Origin of the sequence: Actinomadura sp. NPDC000600 (assembly GCF_040492135.1) — a bacterium.
Classification (GTDB): Bacteria; Actinomycetota; Actinomycetes; order Streptosporangiales; family Streptosporangiaceae; genus Spirillospora.
The window spans coordinates 77,282-99,444 of sequence record NZ_JBEUPD010000024.1 but is presented as its reverse complement, the minus strand read 5'-3'; the positions used below and the strand labels follow the sequence as shown (position 1 = coordinate 99,444).

Annotated in this window: 17 protein-coding genes and 1 pseudogene; 9 read left to right on the top strand and 9 right to left on the bottom strand. The window is 70.0% G+C overall.

Features of this window, described 5'->3' with window-relative positions; translation table 11 throughout:
* Positions 1-67: 67 nt before the first annotated feature.
* The 6 genes from ABWI07_RS29675 (at position 68) to ABWI07_RS29650 (ending at position 6,455) form a co-directional block, all read left to right on the top strand.
* Positions 68-1,753, top strand: coding sequence for a (2,3-dihydroxybenzoyl)adenylate synthase (locus tag ABWI07_RS29675; RefSeq protein ID WP_353820527.1), 1,686 nt, complete (start codon positions 68-70; stop codon positions 1,751-1,753).
* A complete protein-coding gene (locus ABWI07_RS29670) occupies positions 1,750-3,345 on the top strand; it encodes an FAD-dependent monooxygenase (protein WP_353820526.1) in 1,596 nt (531 codons plus the stop codon). The genes ABWI07_RS29675 and ABWI07_RS29670 overlap by 4 nt, the downstream gene beginning before the upstream one ends.
* A gap of 69 nt (positions 3,346-3,414) precedes the next feature.
* A complete protein-coding gene (locus ABWI07_RS29665; protein WP_149256904.1) occupies positions 3,415-4,071 on the top strand; it encodes a VOC family protein in 657 nt (218 codons plus the stop codon).
* A complete protein-coding gene (locus ABWI07_RS29660; RefSeq protein WP_353820525.1) occupies positions 4,068-4,373 on the top strand; it encodes a hypothetical protein in 306 nt (101 codons plus the stop codon). Before ABWI07_RS29665 ends, ABWI07_RS29660 begins: the two co-directional genes overlap by 4 nt.
* Positions 4,374-4,419: 46 nt before the next feature.
* A complete protein-coding gene (locus tag ABWI07_RS29655) occupies positions 4,420-5,214 on the top strand; it encodes a maleate cis-trans isomerase family protein (protein ID WP_353820524.1) in 795 nt (264 codons plus the stop codon).
* Complete coding sequence (locus ABWI07_RS29650; protein WP_353820523.1) at positions 5,214-6,455, top strand: hypothetical protein; 1,242 nt, start codon at positions 5,214-5,216, stop codon at positions 6,453-6,455. The genes ABWI07_RS29655 and ABWI07_RS29650 overlap by 1 nt, the downstream gene beginning before the upstream one ends.
* Before the next feature lie 164 nt (positions 6,456-6,619).
* Here ABWI07_RS29650 and ABWI07_RS29645 read toward each other — a convergent pair whose 3' ends face one another.
* The gene (locus tag ABWI07_RS29645; RefSeq protein WP_149256900.1) at positions 6,620-7,219 is read right to left on the bottom strand and encodes a TetR/AcrR family transcriptional regulator; all 600 of its coding nucleotides are present in this window, start codon (positions 7,217-7,219) and stop codon (positions 6,620-6,622) included.
* A gap of 112 nt (positions 7,220-7,331) precedes the next feature.
* Between ABWI07_RS29645 and ABWI07_RS29640 the strand changes: the two genes are divergently transcribed.
* Positions 7,332-7,973: a DsbA family oxidoreductase gene (locus tag ABWI07_RS29640; protein ID WP_353820521.1), complete on the top strand. Its 642-nt coding sequence runs from the start codon at positions 7,332-7,334 to the stop codon at positions 7,971-7,973.
* A gap of 680 nt (positions 7,974-8,653) precedes the next feature.
* Positions 8,654-9,175, top strand: a complete 522-nt coding sequence (locus tag ABWI07_RS29635; RefSeq protein WP_353820520.1) for a hypothetical protein — start codon at positions 8,654-8,656, stop codon at positions 9,173-9,175.
* 57 nt (positions 9,176-9,232) lie between these two features.
* Here the strand turns inward: ABWI07_RS29635 and ABWI07_RS29630 are convergent, their stop codons facing one another.
* The 4 genes and pseudogenes from ABWI07_RS29630 to ABWI07_RS29615 form a co-directional block, all read right to left on the bottom strand.
* Positions 9,233-10,141, bottom strand: a complete 909-nt coding sequence (locus tag ABWI07_RS29630) for a DUF4231 domain-containing protein (RefSeq protein ID WP_353820519.1) — start codon at positions 10,139-10,141, stop codon at positions 9,233-9,235.
* A complete protein-coding gene (locus ABWI07_RS29625) occupies positions 10,138-12,030 on the bottom strand; it encodes a TRAFs-binding domain-containing protein (protein ID WP_353820518.1) in 1,893 nt (630 codons plus the stop codon). Before ABWI07_RS29625 ends, ABWI07_RS29630 begins: the two co-directional genes overlap by 4 nt.
* A 243-nt stretch (positions 12,031-12,273) precedes the next feature.
* A complete protein-coding gene (locus tag ABWI07_RS29620) occupies positions 12,274-13,644 on the bottom strand; it encodes a WD40 repeat domain-containing protein (RefSeq protein ID WP_353820516.1) in 1,371 nt (456 codons plus the stop codon).
* A 19-nt stretch (positions 13,645-13,663) separates the two neighbouring features.
* Positions 13,664-13,969, bottom strand: a pseudogene (locus ABWI07_RS29615) (TIR domain-containing protein); the annotation flags it as partial.
* Between the two features lie 312 nt (positions 13,970-14,281).
* Between ABWI07_RS29615 and ABWI07_RS29610 the strand changes: the two are divergent.
* Entirely contained in the window at positions 14,282-17,212 is a 2,931-nt protein-coding gene (locus ABWI07_RS29610; protein ID WP_353820513.1) for a WD40 repeat domain-containing protein, read from the top strand.
* 470 nt (positions 17,213-17,682) lie between these two features.
* Here the strand turns inward: ABWI07_RS29610 and ABWI07_RS29605 are convergent, their stop codons facing one another.
* The 4 genes from ABWI07_RS29605 to ABWI07_RS29590 form a co-directional block, all read right to left on the bottom strand.
* Positions 17,683-18,105 carry a hypothetical protein gene (locus ABWI07_RS29605; protein WP_149256894.1) on the bottom strand — a complete coding sequence of 141 codons (423 nt, stop codon included), beginning with the start codon at positions 18,103-18,105 and terminating at the stop codon, positions 17,683-17,685.
* An 810-nt stretch (positions 18,106-18,915) separates the two neighbouring features.
* Positions 18,916-19,149 carry a polysaccharide deacetylase family protein gene (locus ABWI07_RS29600; protein ID WP_353820512.1) on the bottom strand — a complete coding sequence of 78 codons (234 nt, stop codon included), beginning with the start codon at positions 19,147-19,149 and terminating at the stop codon, positions 18,916-18,918.
* A 365-nt stretch (positions 19,150-19,514) separates the two neighbouring features.
* Positions 19,515-20,699 carry a TIGR04053 family radical SAM/SPASM domain-containing protein gene (locus tag ABWI07_RS29595; RefSeq protein WP_353820511.1) on the bottom strand — a complete coding sequence of 395 codons (1,185 nt, stop codon included), beginning with the start codon at positions 20,697-20,699 and terminating at the stop codon, positions 19,515-19,517.
* Positions 20,696-22,108, bottom strand: a complete 1,413-nt coding sequence (locus tag ABWI07_RS29590; protein ID WP_353820510.1) for a nitronate monooxygenase — start codon at positions 22,106-22,108, stop codon at positions 20,696-20,698. Before ABWI07_RS29590 ends, ABWI07_RS29595 begins: the two co-directional genes overlap by 4 nt.
* Between the last annotated feature and the right edge of the window lie 55 nt (positions 22,109-22,163).

The window sequence follows — 22,163 nt, the reverse complement described above, 5'->3', positions numbered from 1 at the left end:
CGGTCGCGCACGCTTGGCGCTGACAGAACTGTCGATTATCCTACGTTTATGTTCAGAGGAGGCAGCCGTGGCCGATGAGGCCGCCCTTCCATCGCCGCACTTCCCGCCCGACCGGACCGATGCCTACGTCCGCGAGGGCCTGTGGCGGCGCGAGCCGCTCGGGGACGTGCTGCGGCGCGCCATGGCCCGCCGTCCCGAGCACCTCGCCCTGGTCACCACCGAGATCAGGTGGACCCACCGCGAGCTCGACGAGCGCAGCGACGCTTTCGCGGCGGGGCTCCTCGCCGCGACCACACTGCGTCCCGGTGACCGGATGATGTTCCAGCTCGGCAACGTCGCCGAGACCGTCGTCGCGTACTACGGCGCCATCAAGGCCGGGATCATCCCCGTCTGCACCCTTCCCCAGCACGGCGAGCGTGAGATCGGTCAGCTCGCGGAGCACACCGGGGCCCGTGGGCACATCGTCCAGGCGGACTTCCGCAACCGGGACCTGGTGGGGCTGGGCGGCCGCCTCGGAAAGGCCGTCCCCGTCCTCGACACACTGATCGTCGCCCGCGGTGAGGCGCCTCCCGGCGCGCTCTCGTTCGACGACGTCCTCGACGCCGGGTCGGCGGCGGACGCCGGTGCGCGGCTGCACTCGCTGGAGATCGACCCGGACGGGATCGTCGCCTTCCAGCTCTCCGGCGGGACGACGGGCCTGCCGAAGGTGGCTCCCCGGCGGCACGCCGAATACGCCTGCAACTCCAGGTTGTGGGCCGAGGCGCTGGGGCTCGACGAGAACGCCGTGGTCCTGCATCCGCTACCGATCATGCACAACGCCGGCACCGCCGCCGCCCTGCAACCGGCCCACCTCGTGGGCGGCGTCTTCGTGCTCGCGCCGGCCGCTGACGCCGGTCCGGTGCTGGAGCTGATCGCGCGCGAGCGGGTCACCACGATGCCGGTCGTCCCGCCGGCGGTGGCGATCCGGGTGCTGGAGCATCCCGCCGCCCGCGAGCTGGACCTGAGCAGCCTCACCCGGTTCGTCCTCGGCGGGCAGCGTCCCTCCGCGGACCTGGTCGAGCGCCTGGAGACCGAACTCGGCGTTCCGACGCAGCAGATGTTCGGCATGGCCGAGGGGATGTTCCTGTACACGCCGCCGGACTCGCCGGAGTGGGTGCGGCGCGGCACGGTGGGAACGCGCATCTGCTCCGCCGACGAGGTGCGCGTGCTCGACATCGCCTCCGAGGAGGAGGTGCCGGACGGGGAGCTCGGCGAACTCGCCTGCCGCGGGCCGTACACGATCCCCGGCTACCACCGCGCGGCCGCGCACAACTCCTCCGCCTTCACCTCGGACGGCTTCTACCGGACCGGCGACCTGGTCACCCGGCACGTGGTCGGCGGCAGGGACTTCTACTCGATCGACGGCCGCATCAAGGACGTCATCAACCGCGGCGCGGAGAAGATCCACGCCGAGGAGGTCGAGGAACTGCTCGGCCGCCATCCGGCGGTGGACGGCGCGGCCCTGGTGGCGATGCCGGACCGGGTCCTGGGCGAGCGGATCTGCGCGTACGTGGTCCCGAAGGCCGGTACCGAGGCGCCCACCCTCCGCACCGTCAACTCCTTCCTGCTCGACCAGGGCCTCGCGAGGTTCAAGCTGCCGGAGCGCCTCGAGATCGTCGACGCGTTCCCGCTGACCCACGTCGGCAAGGTGTCCAAGAAGGACCTCCGGGCCGACATAGAACGCAAGATCGAGAAGGAGAACGCTCCCACATGAGGCTCGACAGCATCGCGGTCCTCGGCGGCGGCCCCGGCGGCCTCTACGCGGCCCGGTTGTTCAAGCTCGCGAATCCCGGGGCGACCGTCACCGTCCACGAGCAGAGCAGGCCGGAGCGGACCTTCGGGTTCGGCGTCGCCGTCGCCGCGCGGACGCAGCGCAACCTGGAGGCCGCCGATCCGGTGACGCAGGCCGACATCATCGCCGCGGGGCGGCCGCACGACATGCGCATGCTGGTCGGCGGCAGGGCCGCGCGGGTGCACAACGGGGCGCTCATCGGCATCGCCCGGCCGGAACTGCTGGCGATCCTCAGCCGGCACGCCGAAGCCGCGGGTGTCGACATCCGGTACGGGTCCCGGGCGTCCCTCGCGGATCTCGACGCGGAACTGGTGATCGTGGCGGACGGGGTGAGCAGCCAGACCCGCACCGGACTCGCCGCCGAGTTCGGCGCGCACGTCGACGTCGCCGGCGGGCTGTACCTGTGGGCCGGCGCGGACTTCGCGCTCGACACGGCGATCTTCGCTCCGGCGACGACGGCCCACGGGACCTTCGTCACCCACGCCTACCCGTACTCGCCCGACCGCAGCACCTTCCTCATCGAGACCGACGAGGAGACCTGGCGCGCGGCCGGCTTCGACGCCACGTCCGAGGCGACCCCTCCCGAGGAGTCGGACACCGCGGCCCTGGACTACCTCGCCGACACGTTCGCCGAGCACCTCGGCGGGCATCGGCTGATCGGCAACCGGACCCGCTGGCTGCGCTTCCGCACGGTCCACTGCGAGCGGTGGACGCACGGCAACGCCGTGCTCCTCGGCGACGCCGCGCACACCGCGCACTACTCCGTCGGCTCCGGCACCAAGCTCGCGATGGAGGACGCCATCGCCCTGCGGGACGCCGTCACCGGGGCACCGGATCTGCCGACCGCGCTGGCCGCCTACGAGCGGGCCCGCCGCCCGCAGGTGGAGCGGCTGCAGGAACTCGCCCGGCGCAGCAGGCTGTGGTGGGACTCGTTCCCTCACCGCATGCATCTTCCGGTCGACCAGTTGATGGTCGCCTACATGACCCGCACCGGCAACGTCGCGCTCCAGCGCTTCGCCGGGACGAACCCCGAGGTCGTCCGCCGCGGGCTCGCCCAGTTCGCGGGCGTCGACCCGAGCGGTGTCCCCCTCGACGGAGTCGTCGACTGGGTGCTCGCGCGACCGTTCGCGCACGGCGCTCGCCGCTGGGACTCCCGGCTGCTCGACGCCGGCTCCCGCGAGACCCTCTCCGCCGTGCCGGGTGACGGCGGGCCGACCAGCGGCGCCGACCTCGCCCGTATGGAGATCGCCCTCACCGATCCGTGGGACGAGCACGGCGACGCGCTCGTCAAACGGGCGCACGATCTCGTGCAGAAGGGCTGGCAGGGCTGCTGGCTGACCGGACCGCAGGACCGCGGCCACCTTCTGACCAGGCTCGAGATCGGCGAACGACTGCGCAACGAGACCGGTGCGCTCGTGGTGGTCGACGGCCCGCCGTCCTGCACGGACGACCTGGCCGCAGGCATCGCCTCCGGCCGCACGGACCTCGCGTGCGTCACCACGGCACGAACGTGAGACCCGGCGACGACAAGGACGGCGCGACCTGGGACCCGCGCCGCGAACCCGAACAGATGCGGAGTTGAGATGATCAAGGATGAGCACCGGGCGCGGGGCGTCGACCACGCCGCGTTCCCGACCTTCGACCCGGCCGCGACCGTGCGGTTCTACCGGGATGTGCTGAAGTTCCCGGTAGTGCACTCGATCTGCGCGGCGGGCTGGGGACCCGACCGGCACCCCGACTTCATCCACTTCTTCTTCGACATCGGCAACGACGACCGGATCGCCTTCTTCTACTACTTCGGTCACGAACCGGCCGGCGACCCGGATGCCCGCGGCGACGCCTGGGCCCGGCTCCCCGAGGGAACGCCGGAGTTCTTCGCCAACTCCCGGCACCTCGCGATCCACGTCGACTCCGAAGAGGACCTGCTCGAATACCGGCGCCGCCTGGACGAGAGCGAGTGGCCCTGCGAGATGCAGGTCATGCACGAGACGATCGAATCGATCTACACCCACGACCCGAACGGCTACATGATCGAGCTGACCCGGGCGCTGCGTCCGGTCACGCCGCAGGAGGACCTGGACGCCGCGCTCACGGTCGACGCGCTCTGCGAGGTGGCGTCAGGTCCCGAGCCCACGCTGGAGAAGCTGCTCACCCGCAAGGCGGAGCTGATCGTGGAGCGTGCCGAGGCATGGGAGCGCGCCCGGACGCCTGCGCCCGAAACCGAGACGGTATCGCCGTGACCGCCATGTTCGTCCTCGACGTCCCGGAGAACCGCGGCGTGATCGAGGTGGCCGGGCAGGACCCGCTGCTGGCCGTGGACGAGGTCGGCCCCTACTTCCGCATCTCCGCCACGGGGGAGCTCCCCGGCGATTCGGGCGACGAGCCTCTCGGGGCCGGACACAGCAGCACGACCGGCGAGATCGTCATCGACCGGCGCGCGACCGGCTGCCGGCACGCGGTGTGGTACTCGGCCATCGCCGGCCTGCAGGGCGCCCGGATCGTCCAGCACGACAAGAACGCCCTGCGCGTCGTCCCTGGCTGAAGCCGCGGCCGAATCAGTTCGAACGTCTGAGGGGTGAGGAGCAACGATGAGCAGACCGACGGCCGCGGGCCAGAGGGCCCACTACCGGATCGGGCTGGTGGTGCCCAGTTCGAACATCACCGTGGAGACCGAGATGCCGGCGCTGCTCCAGCGGCACCGCGACGCGACGTTCTCCTTCCACTCGACCCGGATGCGGATGCACACGGTGTCGCCGGAGGAGCTCCGCGCGATGAACGCCCAGCGCGGCCGCTGCGTCGATGAGATCGGCGACGCTGGTGTCGACGCGATTCTGTACGCCTGCCTCGTCGCACTGATGGCGCAGGGACACACGGACGGCATCGCCGAGCACATCACGGCCGAACGAGCGGTGCGGGATCAGCTCGCCGAACGCGGCCTCGCCCCGCGGGTCACGTCCAGTGCCGGTGCCCTCGTCCACGCGCTGCGGGCCACCGGCGCGACCCGGGTCGCCGTGGTGATGCCGTACCTCCGGCCGGTCGCGGAACAGGTCGTCGCCTACCTTGAGGCGGAAGGCGTCACGGTCGCCGACTGGCGGGCACTGGAGGTCGGAGACAACACCGAGGTCGGCTGCATCCCGGGCGACAGGGTGCTCGGCGCGGCGCGCTCGCTGGATCTGAGCCGAGCGGACGCACTGATCATCTCTGCGTGCGTGCAGATGCCATCGCTGCCGCTCGTCCAGGCCGCCGAGGACGAGTTCGGGCTTCCCGTGCTCTCCGCCGCGACCGCGGGCGCGTTCACCCTGCTCGAGGAACTGGGTCTCCCGGTCGACCTGCCGGGCGCGGGGCGGCTGCTCAATCGCGACGCGACGCTGGGTGCCGTCTGATGGCCGCCGCGACCAGGAAGAATCCGGGTCTCAACGTCGACTGGCATCCGGCCTCCCTGCCCACGGGCACCGGCATCCTCCAACGGACCGCCGTGACGGCCGACGGCAACGCGGCGAAGGGCACGCTGTACACGCCGACGGGCCGCGAGCCGCGTGAAACGACCGTCGTCGTACTGATGCACCCGCGGGTGGACTTCTCCCGCCATTACCTGATCCCGGCGCTGATCGAGGCCGGTCACGCGGTGTTCGCACAGCAGGCCCGGGACGCGGGCAACGACCTGCGCCTGATCCATGAGCAGACGTTGCTGGATCTGGCCGCCGGCCTGGAATGGCTCCACGGCGTGGGCTTCCGGCGAACGGTCGGGCTCGGCAACTCCGGGGGCGGCGGACTCCTGACCTACTACGTTCAGCAGTCGCTGCGTGCGCCGGAGAACCGGGTCGCCAGGACCCCGGCCGGGCGGCCCAGCGCGCTCGACAAGGCGGTCCTGCCCGAACTAGACGCGTTGGCCTACCTCGCCCCGCATCCAGGACAGGGCCCTCTCCTCGCGCGGTGCATCGACCCGTCGGTCACCGACGAGGAGGACGCGTTCTCCGTCGACCCCGCGCTCGATCCCTTCGCCGAGGAGAACGGCTACCGGCCGGCCCCGGAGAGCTCGGCCTACACCCCGGAGTTCGTGGCCCGCTACCGCGCGGCCCAGTTGGCGCGGATCGCCCGGATCGACGAGAAGGCACGGGCATGCGTCGCGGACGCCGCGGCCGCCCGCGCGGCGGTCAAGCGCGGGGACGGAACCGCCGAGGACCGCAGACGCGCGGGCACCGCACGGCTGATCACGGTGTGGCGCACGGACGCCGACCTGCGCGCGATGGATCAGAGCCTGGACAAGTCCGACCGCGCCTACGGTTCGGTCTACGGCGCCGACCCGGAAAAGACGAACTACGGCATCACCGGGTTTGGCCGGCTCGCCACCCCTGACGCATGGCTGTCGACCTGGTCCGCGCTGTCGTCCAACGCGGCGATCGAGAAGGCAGGTCCGGAGATGGTCCTGCCGACCCTGCTCGTCACCTACACCGCCGACAACTGCGTCTTCCCGAGCGACTTCGAAGGCATCGTCGCGGCCATCGGCAGCTCGGACAAGCATGTCGCCGGCATCGCCGCGGACCACTACGGCAACCCCGTCGGCGGCGGTGCGCGGGACGGCGCGGTCGCGCTCCTGGACCCGTGGATCCGTGAGCTGAGCTGATGGTCACCGGTGGTTCGCGCTGTGCGCGATGAGGAACGAGTCCGGCGCGCCGACCGACCGTTCCTGCCGCATCAGCGACTCGCCATGGAGACCGCGCTGTGCACCGCCGTCCTCAGATGGAGGTGGTTTCGGCAGCGCAGGGGCGGCGGGAGCCGGTGGGCCTGCTACCGGGTGGCTTTGTCGGCCGATGGGGCGAGCCCGGTGAACGCGAGGTCGACTATGGCGTTGATGTGGTCGGTGTCGGCTATGCGCGGGGTGAGCAGCCGGCGGTAGTAGGCGGCGCCGTAGAGCAGCTCGGTGACGAGGACCGGGTCGGCGTCGGAGCGGATCTGGCCTTCGCGCTGCGCCGTCCTTATGCGTTCGGCGGCGGCGCCCGCCAGGTGACCGATGAAGTTGTCCCAAAGGGCCCGATGGAGGTCGGGGTCGTGTTGGGCTTCGCCGATCAGTGCGCGGTAATGCGGAAAGACGTCCGGGTCGCCGAGGATGCGAGAGGCCGCCGCCATCTGTGCCTTGATGTCGGCGATGAAGTCACCGGTATCGGGGAAGGTCGCGTCCATCTTCCATGTGGACAGCAGGCCGTCCAGCAGCACGGCGGCCTTGGACGGCCACCAGCGGTAGATGGTGTTCTTGCCGACGCCGGCGCGGGCGGCGATGCCCTCGATGCTGAGTTTCCGGTACCCGACCTCCTGGCACAGGTCCATCGCGGCCTTGATGACGGCGTTGGCGGCCTCTTCACTTCGGCGCTCGGGACGTCTGGGTGACATGCGGACAGCATAGCCCTCAGGCGGCACGGAACGTTCCGTATTGACGAGAGTCCCGCCGCCGGGCATGCTGAGGCGACACGGAACGATCCGTGCCGTCTCAGAAGGACGACCCATGAAAGTTGAGTTCACCCACGACATCGCCTGCGTGTGGTCGGCGCTCGGCTACGCCCGCTTCCAGCGGGCCGCCGAGGAGCACCGGGCGGGTGGCGGCGAACTGGAAGTCGTCTTCAGGCCGTACCAGACGTCGGGCTCGTCAGCGGGAACGTTGCCGGGCTCCGGCCCTATCCAACTCGTCCCCGCCGTACGGGTCGAGCAGATCGCACGGGCAGCGGCGGTCGACGGCCTGGTGGTGGACCTCGACCGGATCGTGCCCGCCCACACCGCCCACGCGCACCGGCTCATCGCGCTGGCGGCCGCGCAGGGCGTCGCCGAGGACATGGCCGCGCGCCTTTACCGCGCCTACTTCAGTGACGGTATGGACATCGGTGACGCGAACGTGCTGCGAGGCTTGGCGTCCGCGATCGGCGTCAGATGGAACGGTGAGAGCGAGGGCGAGCGGCCCCGCGCGGAACCTGTGCGGTCCGCTCGCGCGACTGGCCCGCGAGTGCCGGTCTTCCGGTTTCCGGACGGGACCGTCCTCGTCGGAGCCGTGTCACTCGCCGCGCTGCGGAGCGAGCTGAGGCAGGCCGACCAAACGCATCGACGCGGTCGGCCATCGCCCGACCGCACGCCGACCGCAGAACCAGCGCTCTGACCGACGCCGCACACAGAGGCGCGAAGGCCAACCATGCTCTTGATATGAGCCTGTCCGATGGATCATCCGAGCTCTGGGTCACCTGCCGCGCCGTGGGCGGCCTTCAGGCCGGAGATCGCATCACTGGGAGAAGAACCAGGCGTGGGGCTACCTCGGCGGCAGGCCGGGGGGTGACGGCGTATCCGTACTGTCGGGCGAGCATATTGATCATTATTCGAACGCGACGCGTGGCGGGAAGGGGAGCGGGTTCCAGAACCTGGCCGTATTTCCCAACGAATACGGTCCGCCTCAGGCAGGACTGCGCGGGCGGACAAGCAGGCAGCGCCTGGAAAACGGCTGGCAGCCCCGATAGAAGAGGTCTCACCACAAGCACTCGGGGTCAATATCCGCCAGGCCGTCCGCCGCGGCGCCCTCACCCTCGTCCCCGACCTGATTGCCGCCATCGGCAGTTACATCGATGTCGCCGACCAGCGCGTCCGCTCGTATCGGGACCAAGCCGCCGGCGAAGTCCTACACGCCGCAACCCACCGTCAGCAGACTTCATATACGCGACACCAGGTGATGGACTACGCCTCACGGCGCCCAAACCGTATCCCCACCGGGCAAGCCTGTGGTCGTGCCGTTGGCCGTACAGTTTGAAGCCGGGCAAAAAGCCCGGCGGCACCGGAAGTGGGTACGCCGTGATCGTCGTGTACGGAGGGCGCCGTCCGTCGGAGTCCCAGGGGCAACTGCCGGCCGACTGCCTGCCCGCTGTCGAGGAACGCCTCGACGGCCTACTCGCCGACCTGCAGCCTCGGCTCGCCGTCGGCTCGGCCGCCGCCGGCACCGACCTCCTCGCCGCCGCGTCCGCCCTGAGGGCCGGGGCCGCTGTCGAACTTCTCGTCACCTCCGACACCGACGAATTCGTCGCCGCGTCCGTGGCGGACAAGGGAGCCGAATGGACGGATCGTTACCACGTCCTCACCGCCGCGCCGCGAAGCGAAGTGATCGAGCAACCCGGCCTCGGCACCGACGACGACGGGTTCGGAGAAATGGTGCGCCGCATCCTCGCCCATGCCGAGGAGGCTCGGCGCGATGGAGAGGAGCTCACCGTCGTGATCGTCAGTGCGGGCCGCCGGCCGGGGCGTGACCACAGCGAGGACATGGCGGACATCGCCGCCCGCCGCGGCCACCGCGTCGTCCGCGTCGACCCTCGGGGCTAGAGCCACCCCAGATCGCGTCCCCGCATCAGGGCCTGCGTCCGATTCATCGGCCTCGGATCAGCCGGGGTCGGTGGAGCGGCTGGCGCGCCACATCGTGTGCTCGCGGCTGATGGCCTCCTCGGCGTCGGCCACCTCGGCGGCCCACACCGCTTCCTCCTGGACGTCGCTCAGCCGGGAGTGTGTGATGGCCAGCTCGTTCGCCGCGAAGGCGTAGGCGCGTTCGAGGGAGGCGTGCTGCTTGACCGCCAGCCACGCGGCGGCGGAGCCGACGAGAGCGGCGCAGATGCCGGCGAGGTCTACGGAGAACACGTCGAACGCACGCAGGACGGCGGTGAGGATCCCCGAACCCTCGGCGGTGACCAGAACGATGCGCCAGAGGCCGGCTCGCCGCCTGTTGTACTCGGACTTGCTCGCGTACCAATTGCGCTGATCTTCGATGCGCCCGGCCAGGTAGGCCTCCCTGCGCTCGTGGAAGGGCCGGGAGCGCATGGCCTGGAGCTGCTCGCTCACGGCGGCTTCGGTGGTGGCGGCGATGCTCGTGCTCGGCGCGTCGTGGAGGAGTTCGGCGAGCTGGTCGCGGTAGTAGGCGCGGACGTCCTCCTCGGCGCTCGCGGCGCCGATTCTGAAGGGGGAGGCCCCGACCGCGTAGCGCCATGCCAGGGTCTTCGCCGACTCGGCGACCGCCCGGCCGTCGTACCACTGCGCTTCAGGCCGCCGGAACGCCAGGTAGAGCTCCAAGCAGGCGACCGCGGCGAAGGCCACCGCTCCGGCGATCGCCATCACGTCCACGGGGCCGCCCCCGATCCGGAGGCTGAACGCAGCGGAGACCGCGGCGACGACCGCGAGGACGAGGCGGGTCTTGGTGGCGCGGAGGAAGGCCCTCTGGCCCTGGAGCGACAGGCGGTCGGCGGACCGGTAGAGGGCGGGGAACGCGCTGTCGGGCAGCGCGGGCGGGTGAGCGGTCAAGCGTCGGCCTCCGGGACGAGTGCGAGCAGTCGGTCGATCACCTCGGGCGGGTCGCCCGCCCTGCGGAAGAACTCGAGTTGGCGGCGCATGGACTTGCGCTGCTCGCCGTTGGCGCCGCGGGCGGCCGCCGCGTAGTACCCGATCGCTTCGGTGAGGAGGTCCTGTTCTGGTTCCTCTGCGAGGAGGTGGCGGTGCAGCGCGAGTTCGCCGAGCGTCGCCCGGAGCCAGCCGCTGTCCGGCGCCTCCGAGCTGTTCTTCACGGCGAACCGGACGACGGGAACGATCTCCTTGACCTCCTCGAGATCCTCCGCGCTGCCGAAGTGCTGCCCGCGCAGGCGTAACAGGGCGATCAGGTTGATGCCGGGGTAGTAGTTCGCCGGATCGGCCATCAGGCCTTTCCGGTAGGCGCTGATCGCCTTCTCCATGTGGGATTCCATGGACCCGCCCGCCTGCAGGGTCTGCTTGGCGGCGCTGCCCAGGAGGCTGAGCGTTTCCGCGGACTGCGGGTACCGCTCGTCGAGCGTGGTGAGCAGCTTCACGGCCCGCAGCAGGTTCTGCAGACGTTCGGCCTCGTCGGCGGCAACGCGATGGATCAGCGTGAGCGCGAATCGCTGCTGCAGGATGATGTCCGTGAGATCCGTGTCCGCGCTCGCCAGCGGCTCGAGCGAAGCGGCTGCCTTCTCGTAGTTGCCGAGAGTGAGGTAGGCGAGGCCTACCTGCCGGTGCAAGGTGCGTCGACTCGCGTCCGGAAGGTCTGTCTCCTCGATGCGGTCGGACACCGCGGCCAGCCGGTCCTCGGCACGTAGGTCGGACGCGATCGAGATCTCCTCGACGAGATCCGCCATGGCCTCCGCGGACGCCACTTCGCGCTCCTCTGCCCTCTTGGGCAGGACGACCTCGCGCAGTCCTGGTAAGGCCACGAAGACCGGGCTGGTCAGGTCGCCCGGGCATGACCTGGCCAGAGCTTCGCGCACGGTGCGGATGCCCATGATCGCGTCCCGCTCCGGAACCTCGCGAAGCCTGCGGCGGTACCGGTGCACCGGCATGTGATCGACGTCGAACGGGGGGAGAGTGCCCTCCGGGGCGACGAGCAGGCTGCCATGGGGACGCCAGGCGTGCCGGACGCCCAGCTCCCACAGCACGTTGGCATTGAGCGTCGCGAGATCCGCCACGAACAGGTCGGAGGTCGCGATCTCTCTCAGCATCGTGAGGTCGATGGACTCCCGGCCGAGTTCGTATCCAGCGCGGAAAGGTCGGTATCCGCGGTCGACGAGGGCCGGCACGATAATGCGAAACCATGTCTCATCGGACTCGTAGCCCTTCATGGGCGGCGCGGCCTCTGTCCTGCTCCCGTAAGGCATGGCAACGAAGGCGACCGGGAGCCTGTGCTTCGCCACGGTCGGATCCAGGCGCAGCACGAGATGGCCGTTCAGCTCGGCGAGCTTGGCCAGAAGCGCGGCGGGATCATTTTCGTCATCATTCGCGGATCCCACGTCGAGGACCACTAATTCTTCCTCTTCGTCGAGGGAGTCGTGGGCCTTCTTCAGTATCGGACGTGCGAGGAGGGTGGGCTCCGCGTCGTCCGAGAAGGCGGCCGATATCCGGACGACCTCGGTTCGCCTGGCGGTGGCGAGGTCGTAAAAGGGCTTCGGCACGTCCTTCGGGCCGGCCGGTCCGCTCCCGGCGGCCGGCGTGAGCAACTGGACGGGGACGTCGGCACGGACGGCCGCTTCTGCCGGCAGCGGATCGGCACCCGCGAGGGCCGGGCCGATGGCAAGGCGGGGATGCAGCCCACGGAAGATGAGTTGCAGGGAGTCCAGCGCATGCTGCCTGGCCCCGGGGGGAAACGCGGCTTGAGCGATGTGACGGGCAGTGAATGCGATGATCATTATAACGAGTTCCGTCGTCGCCCTTCTCGTTCCACAATGTAACCACCGGTCTCCCTTAACCGACACCAGGTGGCCGCCATCGGTCGAGAGCGGGTATGGGCGGTTTCTCGTGTTCCGGGAGGCGGGTGGTGCACGGATCCACGAGCAAACGAGATCAGTCTCGGAGCGCGCCTGGGCGGCCGGCGGCCGTGTCGGGAGAGCCGCCGTCCGGTCTGAGGGCCGATCACACCGCCCTGCGAAGCTTCATGGGCACAGCTCCCTGAAGGGCAACCCGGATGCATATTGCCGCCATTCCTTCTTGGTGAGGGAACGACCGGCGCGGGCGCACAGTTGGGCCTCTTGGTCGACTGTGTCGCGCACGTCCCAGATCGTCGGAACGCCCTTTCGGTCGATCGTCGTGAGCCGGCGGCCGTCGGAACTGAACTGCAGGTCGCCGGCGGGGGCGGACGCCGTGGGCAGCGGCGCACCGATGAGGCTCTGGCTGGCGGCGTCCCACAGCCAGGCGGCGCCGTCGATGCCGGCGGCCACCAAGGTTCGGCCGTCCGGGCTGAACCTGACCGTATAGACGTGCGCGACCGGCCCCGTCAGTTCCGCGTTCACCGAACGATGCTGATCGGTGCTCCACAGACGCACCTTCCCGTCCTGCCCGCCGGCGGCAAGCATCCTGCCGGTCGCGTCGAAGGCAACGGAGTAGGCGCGCTGCACATGACCGGCGAAGGGCTTGCCCACGATTTCTCGCGTGCGCGGATCCCACAGCCGGACGGTGGAATCGTCGCTGCTGAGAGCAAGGACGCGGCCGTCCGGGCTGTACGCGACGCCGGTGATGACACCGAAGTCCCCGTTGATCGACGCTGGGCCGGTGGGTCTTCGCGCACCGACGTCCCAGATGAGAAGCGAACCGTCTCGAACGGCGACGGCGAGGTACCTCCCACCGGGGCTGAACGCGGCGTCCACGATGACGGGGACGTCCCGGTCGAACACCGTTCCGCGCAGGGCGAAGGTCCGGGCGTCCCACAACTGGAGCGCGCCCCCGCTCGCGATGGCCAGAACGCCGCCGTCCGGACTGGTCAGCGCGAAACCGGGAGCCTTGCGAGTGGCGGTGCGCACCGAGCCCAGTAGCCGGCCCGACGCCACGTCCCGCGTTTGCACGGTCCCCCTGCTGTCGCTCGTGACCAGCACCCGCGCATGGTCGACAAACGAGATCGCGCGGTGGCCGTGCGCCATGTACGGCTGCGCCAATGGACGGTGGAGCGAAGCGTCCCAGAGGCGGACGGTGCCATCGCCGCAGACGGTAGCCAGAAGCCGCCCGTCCGGAGAGACGGCCACCGCGCGGATGTCCCGGCTGTGTCCGGCAAGCGGTGACTCGACCGGACGTCGCGTCGCCACGTCCCACAGTTGCGCGGTGCCGTCGGCGCTCGCGCTCGCCATCGTTCGGCCGTTGGGGCTGAACACCACACCGGTGACCCCCTTCTTGTGAGCGGCCACACCCCCCAGCAGGCGCTGGGTCGAGGCATCCCACAACTGGACGGTGCCGTCGGCGCTCCCCGTGGCGACGATCGTGCCATTGGGCGAAACAGCGGCGGAGGAGTACCCCCAGCACGCGCTCGATTCCATGGGTTTCCAGGAAGTTCTTCAGCTCCCAGTCCACCCATGGCGATGTGGCGGATTCCGGGCCGGCCAGCAGAATGAAGAAGCGGGATCTGTCGAGAGCAGGACGGATCTCGGCCCTCATGTTCGCGGTCGCCGACATCGACGTGTCGTCGAGGAATACGTGCAGGGCGCGCCGTCCGTACCACGGTGCGGTGAAGCGGTGCAGGCCTTGCTTGAGCAGCAGAGCGAGCCATTGATCGGCTTCTTGGTTGTAGGAGAGGAAGGCGTCGTAGTCGTAACGGCGCGGCGCGCCGGATGTCCCGGTAATGTTCTCGCGATAGAACGTCATCTGGTCCTGCAGTCGGCGTCGTCGTTCTTCCGGCCAGCATCGTCGACCGACGGTATGCCCACTGACAGGTGTCCGTGCGACCTCTCGGCGTCACGCGACCGGTAGTGGCCTGACGTTCGGCGGCTCGGCATTCTGTCGCGGAAACTTCCGCGTGGCTGGGCGCGGTGCGAATGCGGCCATGTGTGGCCAAGATCCAGGTCCGTTATGTCCAAGTCCGGCTGGCTAGCCTATTCGCAGTCAGAGCTTGCGGTGATGCGCTTGTCTTCTGCGGTGAACGTCATGCGCGGGCGGCATCGGTATGGAGGCCTGTGCATGACGCTTCATGAGAGACCGGCACGTCACTCCGAGAAAGTCGGATTCGACGCCTTTATCTCGTACGCACGGGGGGACGAGGCGATCGCCGCCGAGTTCCAGCGTGCTCTCGCGCGTTTCGCGAAATCCTGGTACCGGCTGCGGGCATTGCGGATCTTTCGTGATCGTGCCGTGCTCACGACCGGGCCGCGGCTGCGCGAGACCCTGCACGATGGTCTGCGCCTGAGCCGTTCGCTCATCCTGCTCGCGTCGCCCGCGGCGGCGGCGTCCGAGTGGGTCGACGAGGAGGTCAGGTTCTGGCGGACGGCGAAGCCGTCGGGGACGGTCTTCCTCCTCGTCGTCGAGGGCCGGATCGGGTGGGATCCGGTGCGCGGCGACTTCGCCCCCGGCCGGACCGATTGCCTTCCTCCCGCCGCCTACGGTCTGTTCCGTGAGGAGCCCTCGTGGGGCGACCTGCGCGGTATCGGTATCGAGGAACTTCGCGCCTCGCCCCGTTTCGTCGATGCGGTCGTCGACGTAGCCGCGCCGCTGCACGGCCGTAGCAAGGACGAGATGTTCGGCGAGGACGTGCGGCAGCATCGCCGGGTCCGCCAGATCGTCACCGGAACGGTGGCCGTCCTCGCCGTCATCACCGCTTTCGCGGTCACGGCCGCCATAGTCGCCGTGCATCAGCGGAACACGGCGGAGCGCCGTGCGGCCATCGCCGAATCGCGGGAACTGGCCATGCGCGCGACCAACACCTACTCTTCGGACCCCCATGCGGGATCGGAACTAGCTGTGCGAGCGGTGCGGCGCTACAAGACCGCCGAGGCCGTGGAGGCATTGCGGACCGGGCTGGGCCTGAACCATCAGCGCGCCGCCCTGCGCAGTGCCAGGGGGGCGATGTCGGCCGTCGCGATCTCGTCGGACGGATCCGAGGTCGCGGCCGGCTCAGAAGGCGGCGAGGTGCGCCTCTGGCGGCCGGGAGAGCGCGGTCAGGGCAGGCGGTTGCTCACCAGGCCTTCGGCCGTCACGGCACTGGGCTTCGCACCGGTCGGCCGGCGACTCGTGATCGGCGACGGCGGCGGCGGAGTGGTCCTGGTCGACGTGCGGACCGGCGCCGCGATCGAGCTCCGCGGACACACTGCCGGGCCGGTGCGGACCGCGGAGTTCAACCCGGACGGATCCCGGGTCCTGACGACCTCCGATGACGAGACCGCCCGGCTCTGGGACGGCCGTACGGGGCGTCTTCTCGGGAGCTTCCGGGACAGTGCCGCCTATCTGGACGCGCCCCACTTCAGCCGCCGACGCGGCCTGTTCGTCACCCGCACCGATGACCAGGCGGTCGTTCGCACGGTGCGGTCTGGAACGCAGGTGGCCGCCCTCGACCACGGTGCGGCGGTGGCGGCGGCCACCTTCAGCCCTGACGGAACACGCCTGGTGACCGGCGGTTTCGACGACACGGCCAAGCTCTGGGACGTGCGGAGCGGACGGCGGATCGCCTCGCTCGCCGGTCACCGCGAGGCGGTGCGGAGCGTGGCCTTCAGCCCCGACGGCTCCCTGGTCGCCACGGCCGCGCACGCCACGCGGGTGGATTCCGATTTCACCGCTCGCGTGTGGGCGGCCGATGACGGACGTCCGGTGGCGACACTGCGGGGGCACACCGCTGCGATCCGGCGAGTGACCTTCCTTGACGGCGTCCGGGTGCTCACCGCCTCCTACGACGGCACGGCCCGGATCTGGGAGGCGCGCACCGGTGAGCAGAGGGAGAGTCTCATCGGCCACGGCCAGACCCTCTGGGACGCTGTGTCGGATTCGGCGGGCCGCACCGTGGCGACGGCGGGCCAGGACGGGACCGTCCGCGTCTGGGACGCCGGGGCGGGCGAGCCGCAACTGACGGTGCCGCTCCTCAACGCCTCCGACGCCGGTGTGCTCGGCGGTGGCCTGCTCGCAGTCGTCGCGGACCGAGAGGCGCGCATCGTCCGGCTGAGCGATGGGCGCACGGTGTCGTCATTGAGGCTGCCCGGAACGCATGGGCCGCTGCTGCGCGTCGCTCCTGACGGGAGACGCGTCGGCATCGACGCCAACGGCTTCGTCACGTCCTACGACCGGGGCAGGGGCCGCTGGGGACCGAGCATCACCGCCGAGGAGAACTTCTACAGCCTCGATGCGTGCAACCGCGATGTCAGCAGAACTCTGGTGTTGCGTCCCCGGCCTGCGGCACCGCAGATACGCGGACTGACGGGCCGACGCACGGCGGTGACCCTGCGGATGCCACTCACCACGTGGGTGACGTCCGTGGCCTTCAGTCCCGACGACCGCTACCTGGCACTGGCGACCACCGACGGGGTCTTGAGGGTCTTCGACACCGGCACCGGCGCCGAACTGCGGCGGCTGACCCTGGCGGACAAGGCCTTCACCATGGTGTTCAGCCCCGACTCCGCAGCGCTCGCCGTCGGCGGCGGCTCCGACCTCGAGAACAACTCGCGGAACACCGACGGCCGCCTCTACGACGTCCCCAGCGGGCGGCTCCGGGCGACGTTCAAAGGCCATACTCAGGCCATCCGCGCCATGTCGTTCAGCCCGGACGGCAGGGCCCTCGTGACCGCCGCCCAGGACGACACCGCCCGAATCTGGGACGCGCGCACCGGCCGGGAGTTGCATGAGCTGCGCGGCCACACCGGCGAGGTCTGGGCGGCGGAGTTCAGCCCGAATGGTGAGTTCGTCGTCACCGCGGGAGGGGATCGCACCGCGCGGGTCTGGCGTGTCTCGACCGGGCAGCCTGTCGCTGTTCTCCGAGGCCCCGGCGACAGCGTCGGGTCTGTGCATTTCGACGGCGGCGGCACGCGGGTCGTCGCTACGAGCAGCGACGGCGTACGGGTCTTTGCCAGCGATCTGTTCGGTGACGCCGATGCCCTGCTCGCCGCAGCGCGGAGACAGGGGGTCGAATGAGCGACCGGGCCTTGCGAGGGCGGGCCCCGGTCACTTGATCATTCCCGGCGGCCGCATGCCGGGTAGCCGGCCTCTGCCCCCGTGGCGCCCACGGGGGCACACGACTGCGCCGCTGTGCTGGATGGCGCCCTACTGACGACGAACTGACACCCATGGCTCAACTGTGCAGCCTTCAGGAGCGTCAGGCCTACCGACCTGGCCGACGCTGCCACGACATACCGGCTGGGCAGGCGGCAGACTCTGACCGGGCGGGAGGCGGTCAAATGGCGGGCAGATCCACGTCCACTTTCCGGACTGGGACTCCAGCGAACAGAACGCGCCGACCCATCTGGCTCCGCTCCTGCACTAGGCCGAGGCCGAAGGACTGATCACGGGACGGCGCTGGACGACCTGGCTGAGAGCGAGGCAATCCACAGTTGGTGGCCCGGTGAGTACGAGGCCGAGACCGCCGCATTCGGCGGCCAGGACCGCTAAGCCACGCCGCTGCCCCAGCGGCAGTTGGCGCGGTTGTCGCCCCAGTACTCGCAGACCTTGACGAAGACGGATTTCCCGTCGGCGAAGTAGTTGGTCGCCCAAGAACGGCATTGGCCGTCGTGGGATGGATCCTGGAAGTAGTACCAGACGACGGCGTCGGGATCGAGCGGGTCGTTGCCCTCGACGTACGCCTCGATTCCCCGGCCGTCGGTCAGGTTGTCGCACACGGTGATCTTCTCGTACGAGGGGTATCCCGAAAGATCCGCATCGAAGAACACCGCGCCGCTGTGGGTTTCCGTGTACAGCCAGCCGACGTTCTCCGGGTCCGCGGCGGCCGCCGGCGATGCGGCTCCGAAAACCAGTCCCGCCACGGCCGCCGCCAGGCACAATGGACGCGCGAATCGCGATACAGAGCGCATGCGGAATCTCCGATCCGGTCACTTCGGCCACGACCGACGTGACCGGATCGCATGCTATTGAACAAGATCGACTTCTGTCCACGGCCGCCAGGCGAGGGCGCTGGGCCGGAGCTGAAAGACCACGGTCACCAGGTGGTGTTTGCCTGGTGTGTGGAGACAGACCTTGAAGAAGCGCCGAGGTCCTGCCCGGAAATCTTTCGGCGAGCACTTCGTAGTCCTCGGTGGTGCCGTTGCCGTACTTCCTGTTCGTCGGCCAAATGCGGGTCAGGCGTCATGACCCGCTAGTCACCGACCTTGTGCTGGAGCATCTGCAGCGCCGCGCTCCCGCGGAGGTAGATCGAGCGGTGGAACATCTGATCGCGGCCCGGGTCGGCGGTCATGACGTATCAGAACGCGGTCCGTCCCGGCGGCATGGGCGGCGGGTCGGCGTAGATCTGCTCGAACGCGGACTGCGCGGATTGGCCGCCGTGCTTCTCCGTCCGGTACTTCTCCGTCCAGAGCGTGTAGCCCTCGTTCAGCCAGACGTCCTTCTCGCGGGCGGGGGTGACGCTGCGTCTCGGCCCAGCGCGTCGGCGAGCCGCGCATCCACACCGCGTTGTGCATCGGACGCACCAGACCGATCGCCGCGATGCTTGCCGACACCGCCGAAAGCGACGTGCGCTCCAACATCATGGGCCGGTCACCTGCGCAGACCTCGTCTTCGGCAAGCGCAGGGAACCGCTCGTCGAGGCGGACGCGGGCGGCGAGCTGCGGATGGCCTCCTTCGGGATCGTCGGATCCCGGGGCACCCGCACCGCAGGCTCGCAGAGGTCATGAAGCCTGCTCCAGGACGTATTCGGCGACCTGGGCGTGGGTGGCGTACCAGACGCCCTGCTGCGCGTCGATGTGCTCCAGCAGTTCGCGTAGTACGGCCATGCGGGAGCGGTGGCCGATGACGTGCGGGTGCATGGTGAGCTGGAACAGCCCGCCCTCCTCGAGCGCGGCGTCGAACTCGTCGCGCCAGATCCCCGCCACGTCCCCCGCCACGTCCCCGGCGGCGGGCACGCCCGGAGCATGCTCGCAGCCCCGGCTGCTGTCGTCCCGCGCTCAGGCCGGTCAGGGTCGGACGTGACGATCTTTTTGTGTACGTCCGGGCGAGTAGACCAACCGGCGATGTGGCTGGTGCGGCGGATTCCGTCCTGGCGCGACCGGCTGCGTCCGATGGACGGCATCCTGCTGCGGTGCTTCGCGCAACACCATGCACCGCTCGGCCCTGGGGGAGATCGCCCGCTACGGCGTGGTGCGTCCCCATGGGCAGTGCGCGTCGGCCGTCCGCGGGAGGACCTCCTCGCCCCAATGCGGGAAATCGGCCCCCGCGCACAGCCGGCCGGCAGACCCTCGTCCCCGGTGGTCAGCGCTGTCCGCTCCTATCAAGCGATCGTTTTCAGTCCGTAGGAGGCGAGGTCGTCCTGGTAGGGGAATGAGCCGGGCCTATAGGCGCACCAGGGCTCCTCCGCGTACGGGTCGCCCGAGGTGGCCAGAGCGCGTGAGCGCGAGCCGCCGCAGATCGTCCTGAACTCGCAGGCGCCGCAGCGTCCGGTCAGGTTGCCGGGGTCGCGCAGGCCGGTGAACAGGGGAGAGGTCCGGTAGATCTCGGTCAGCCGGTCGTGGCGGACGTTGCCCGCCGGGGTGGGCAGGAAGCCGCTGGGGTGCACGGTGCCCTGGTGGGAGACGAAGACGAACCCGCGCGCGGAGTTGACGTCCATGGGTGGGCGGCGTGCCCGCCGCAGGGGGAGATCGAGTTCGGTCAGCCGCTCCAGAAGGGTCTGGTAGAGCGTCCCCAGGCCGAGAACGGCCACGTGGTCGGCACCGTGCCGCCCAAGGACCTCCCGCTGGACGGCGACGCGGCGGAAGTGGTGCGCCTCGGTGGTGCGGGCGGGGACGAAGGCGCCGGCGTCGTAGACGAAGTTGAGGACGTCTTCGACCTGGTGCGGGTCGAGCCCGGGCAGCAGCTTTCCCCGTCCGGTCGGGACGAGCAGGAACGCGCTCCAGGTAAGCGCTCCCATCTGCTGGACGATGCGGACGATCTCCGGCAGGTCGGTCAGGTTGTGCCCGGTGACGGTGGTGTTGATCTGCACTTTGAGGCCGAGGTCGAGGGCGGCCTGCCAGGCGTCCAGTGTCCAGCGGTAGACGCCGGGTGTGGCGCGGAAGGCATCGTGGATGCGCGCGTCCGAGCCGTCCAGGCTGAGAGAGATGGCTCGCGCGCCGGCCTCCCTCAGCCCGGTGAGACCGTCCTTGGTGAGCGTGGGTGTGCCGGACGGTGAGACCGCGACCGGCAGGCCGAGGCGGGTGCCGTGCCGGACGAGTTCGTACAGGTCCGGTCGCTGGAACGGGTCGCCGCCGGTGATGACGAACAGCGGCGGCGGGGACCCGAACTCGGCCACCTGGGCCATCAGGCCGCAGGCCTCGACGGTGGTGAGTTCGCCCGGATCGCGGTCGGGGCGGGCCTCGGCGCGGCAGTGCCGGCAGGCCAGCGGGCACGCCTGGGTGGCCTCCCAGATCACGATGAACGGCCGGTCGGCGGGATCTTGGCGAGGGGTGCGGATCTGTTTCATGAGCTCAGCAGGTAGTCGACGGCGTCGGCGGCGGCGTAGTCGGCGCCGACCTTGTGAACGAGTCCGGGCAGGAATCCGAGATCCTGGCCGAGCGTCAGGAGGGGCGGTTCGACGTAGCCGTCCGGCCGGTGCTGTGCGAGGCCGACGTCGGCGACGAGCGCGTTGCACAGGCAGCGACGGCCGACGGTGTCTTCGAGTGTCCCGCCCTTGCGGACGTGAGTGTCAACGGGTTCGGCGGGGCATCGGTAGCCGACCGCGCCGTTCTGTTTCAGATAAGGGGTCCGCAGGTAGCTCAGGTCGCACAACCTGGGCCGCTTCTCGTAGACGTCGTCGTCGGTAAGGGTTCCCGGCAGCGTGGCGACTTTGAACGGGAACCCGGTCGGGGAGGCGTAGGGATCGTTGCGGATCCGGAGCGTGCCGTTCAGAGCCTCCTGGACCAGTCGTCGCCGCAGTGCGGGGTCGAGGCCGGAATCTCGGCTCAGCGCGAAGATGCTGCCGGCCTGGATGCCCGCGGCCCCGGCCGAGCGGGCCTCCGCCAGCGTGCCGGGCCGTGCGTATCCTCCGGCCACCCAGAACGGCAGGCCGAGCGCGCCGACCTTTTCGAGATCGATCCGGTCACGCCGTCCGTAGATCGGCTCGCCGTCGTCGTCCAGGCGCATCCGTCCGCGAGGCGGCGCGCTGTGTCCGCCCGCGATCGCCGTCTCCAGGACGAACCCGTCCGGCCGGGTGGCCGGCGTCCGGTGCAGGTACATCGCGAGGACGGACGAAGAGACGATGGCGAGCAGGCGTGGCCGAGCCCGCGCGGGGCCGGCCAGTGACCCCGGATCGAAGGTGAGGGTGCGGCCGTCGTCGGCGCCGGCGACGCTGATCGTCAGGTGGCCGGGGGAGCCGGCGGCCAGGGCGTCCAGGAGCGCGGGGATCTCGCTGGGGATGCCCGCCCCCATCAGGACGTAGTCCACTCCGGCCAGCATCGCCCCGTAAGCGGCGGCGGGGGTGGCGAGCTGGATCTTCTCCAGGTAGTTGACTCCGATCGGGCCGTCATGTCCCTGCTTGGCCAGCCAGACCTCGGCGAAGTTCCCGGCGACGGTCAGTTCGTCGCGGATCCTGTTCGGGTTCAGGCCGAGTTTCGGTACGGGCCGGAAACGCTGACCCGGCTCGATCCCACCCGGAACGTAGTAGCGCCGCAGGATCCGCTCGGTCACGTCCGGCAGCGGGAAGGAGGCGAGCGCCCGGCGCAGGTGGCCGCCCTCGTCTCCGGCCTGGAGCCCGCGTGCCAGCAGGGCGTCCAGTGCCACTCCGGAGACCACGCCGAGCTGACCCGTCCGGGCCACGGCGCGTGCCAGCCGCCATCCCGACACGCCCGCGCCCATGCCGCCCTGGATGATGAGAGGGGAAGGACGCTCAGACATCACGGTCCCGAGCCGTCCGGTGCTCGGTGCGGAACACCTCGGTGAATTCATCCAC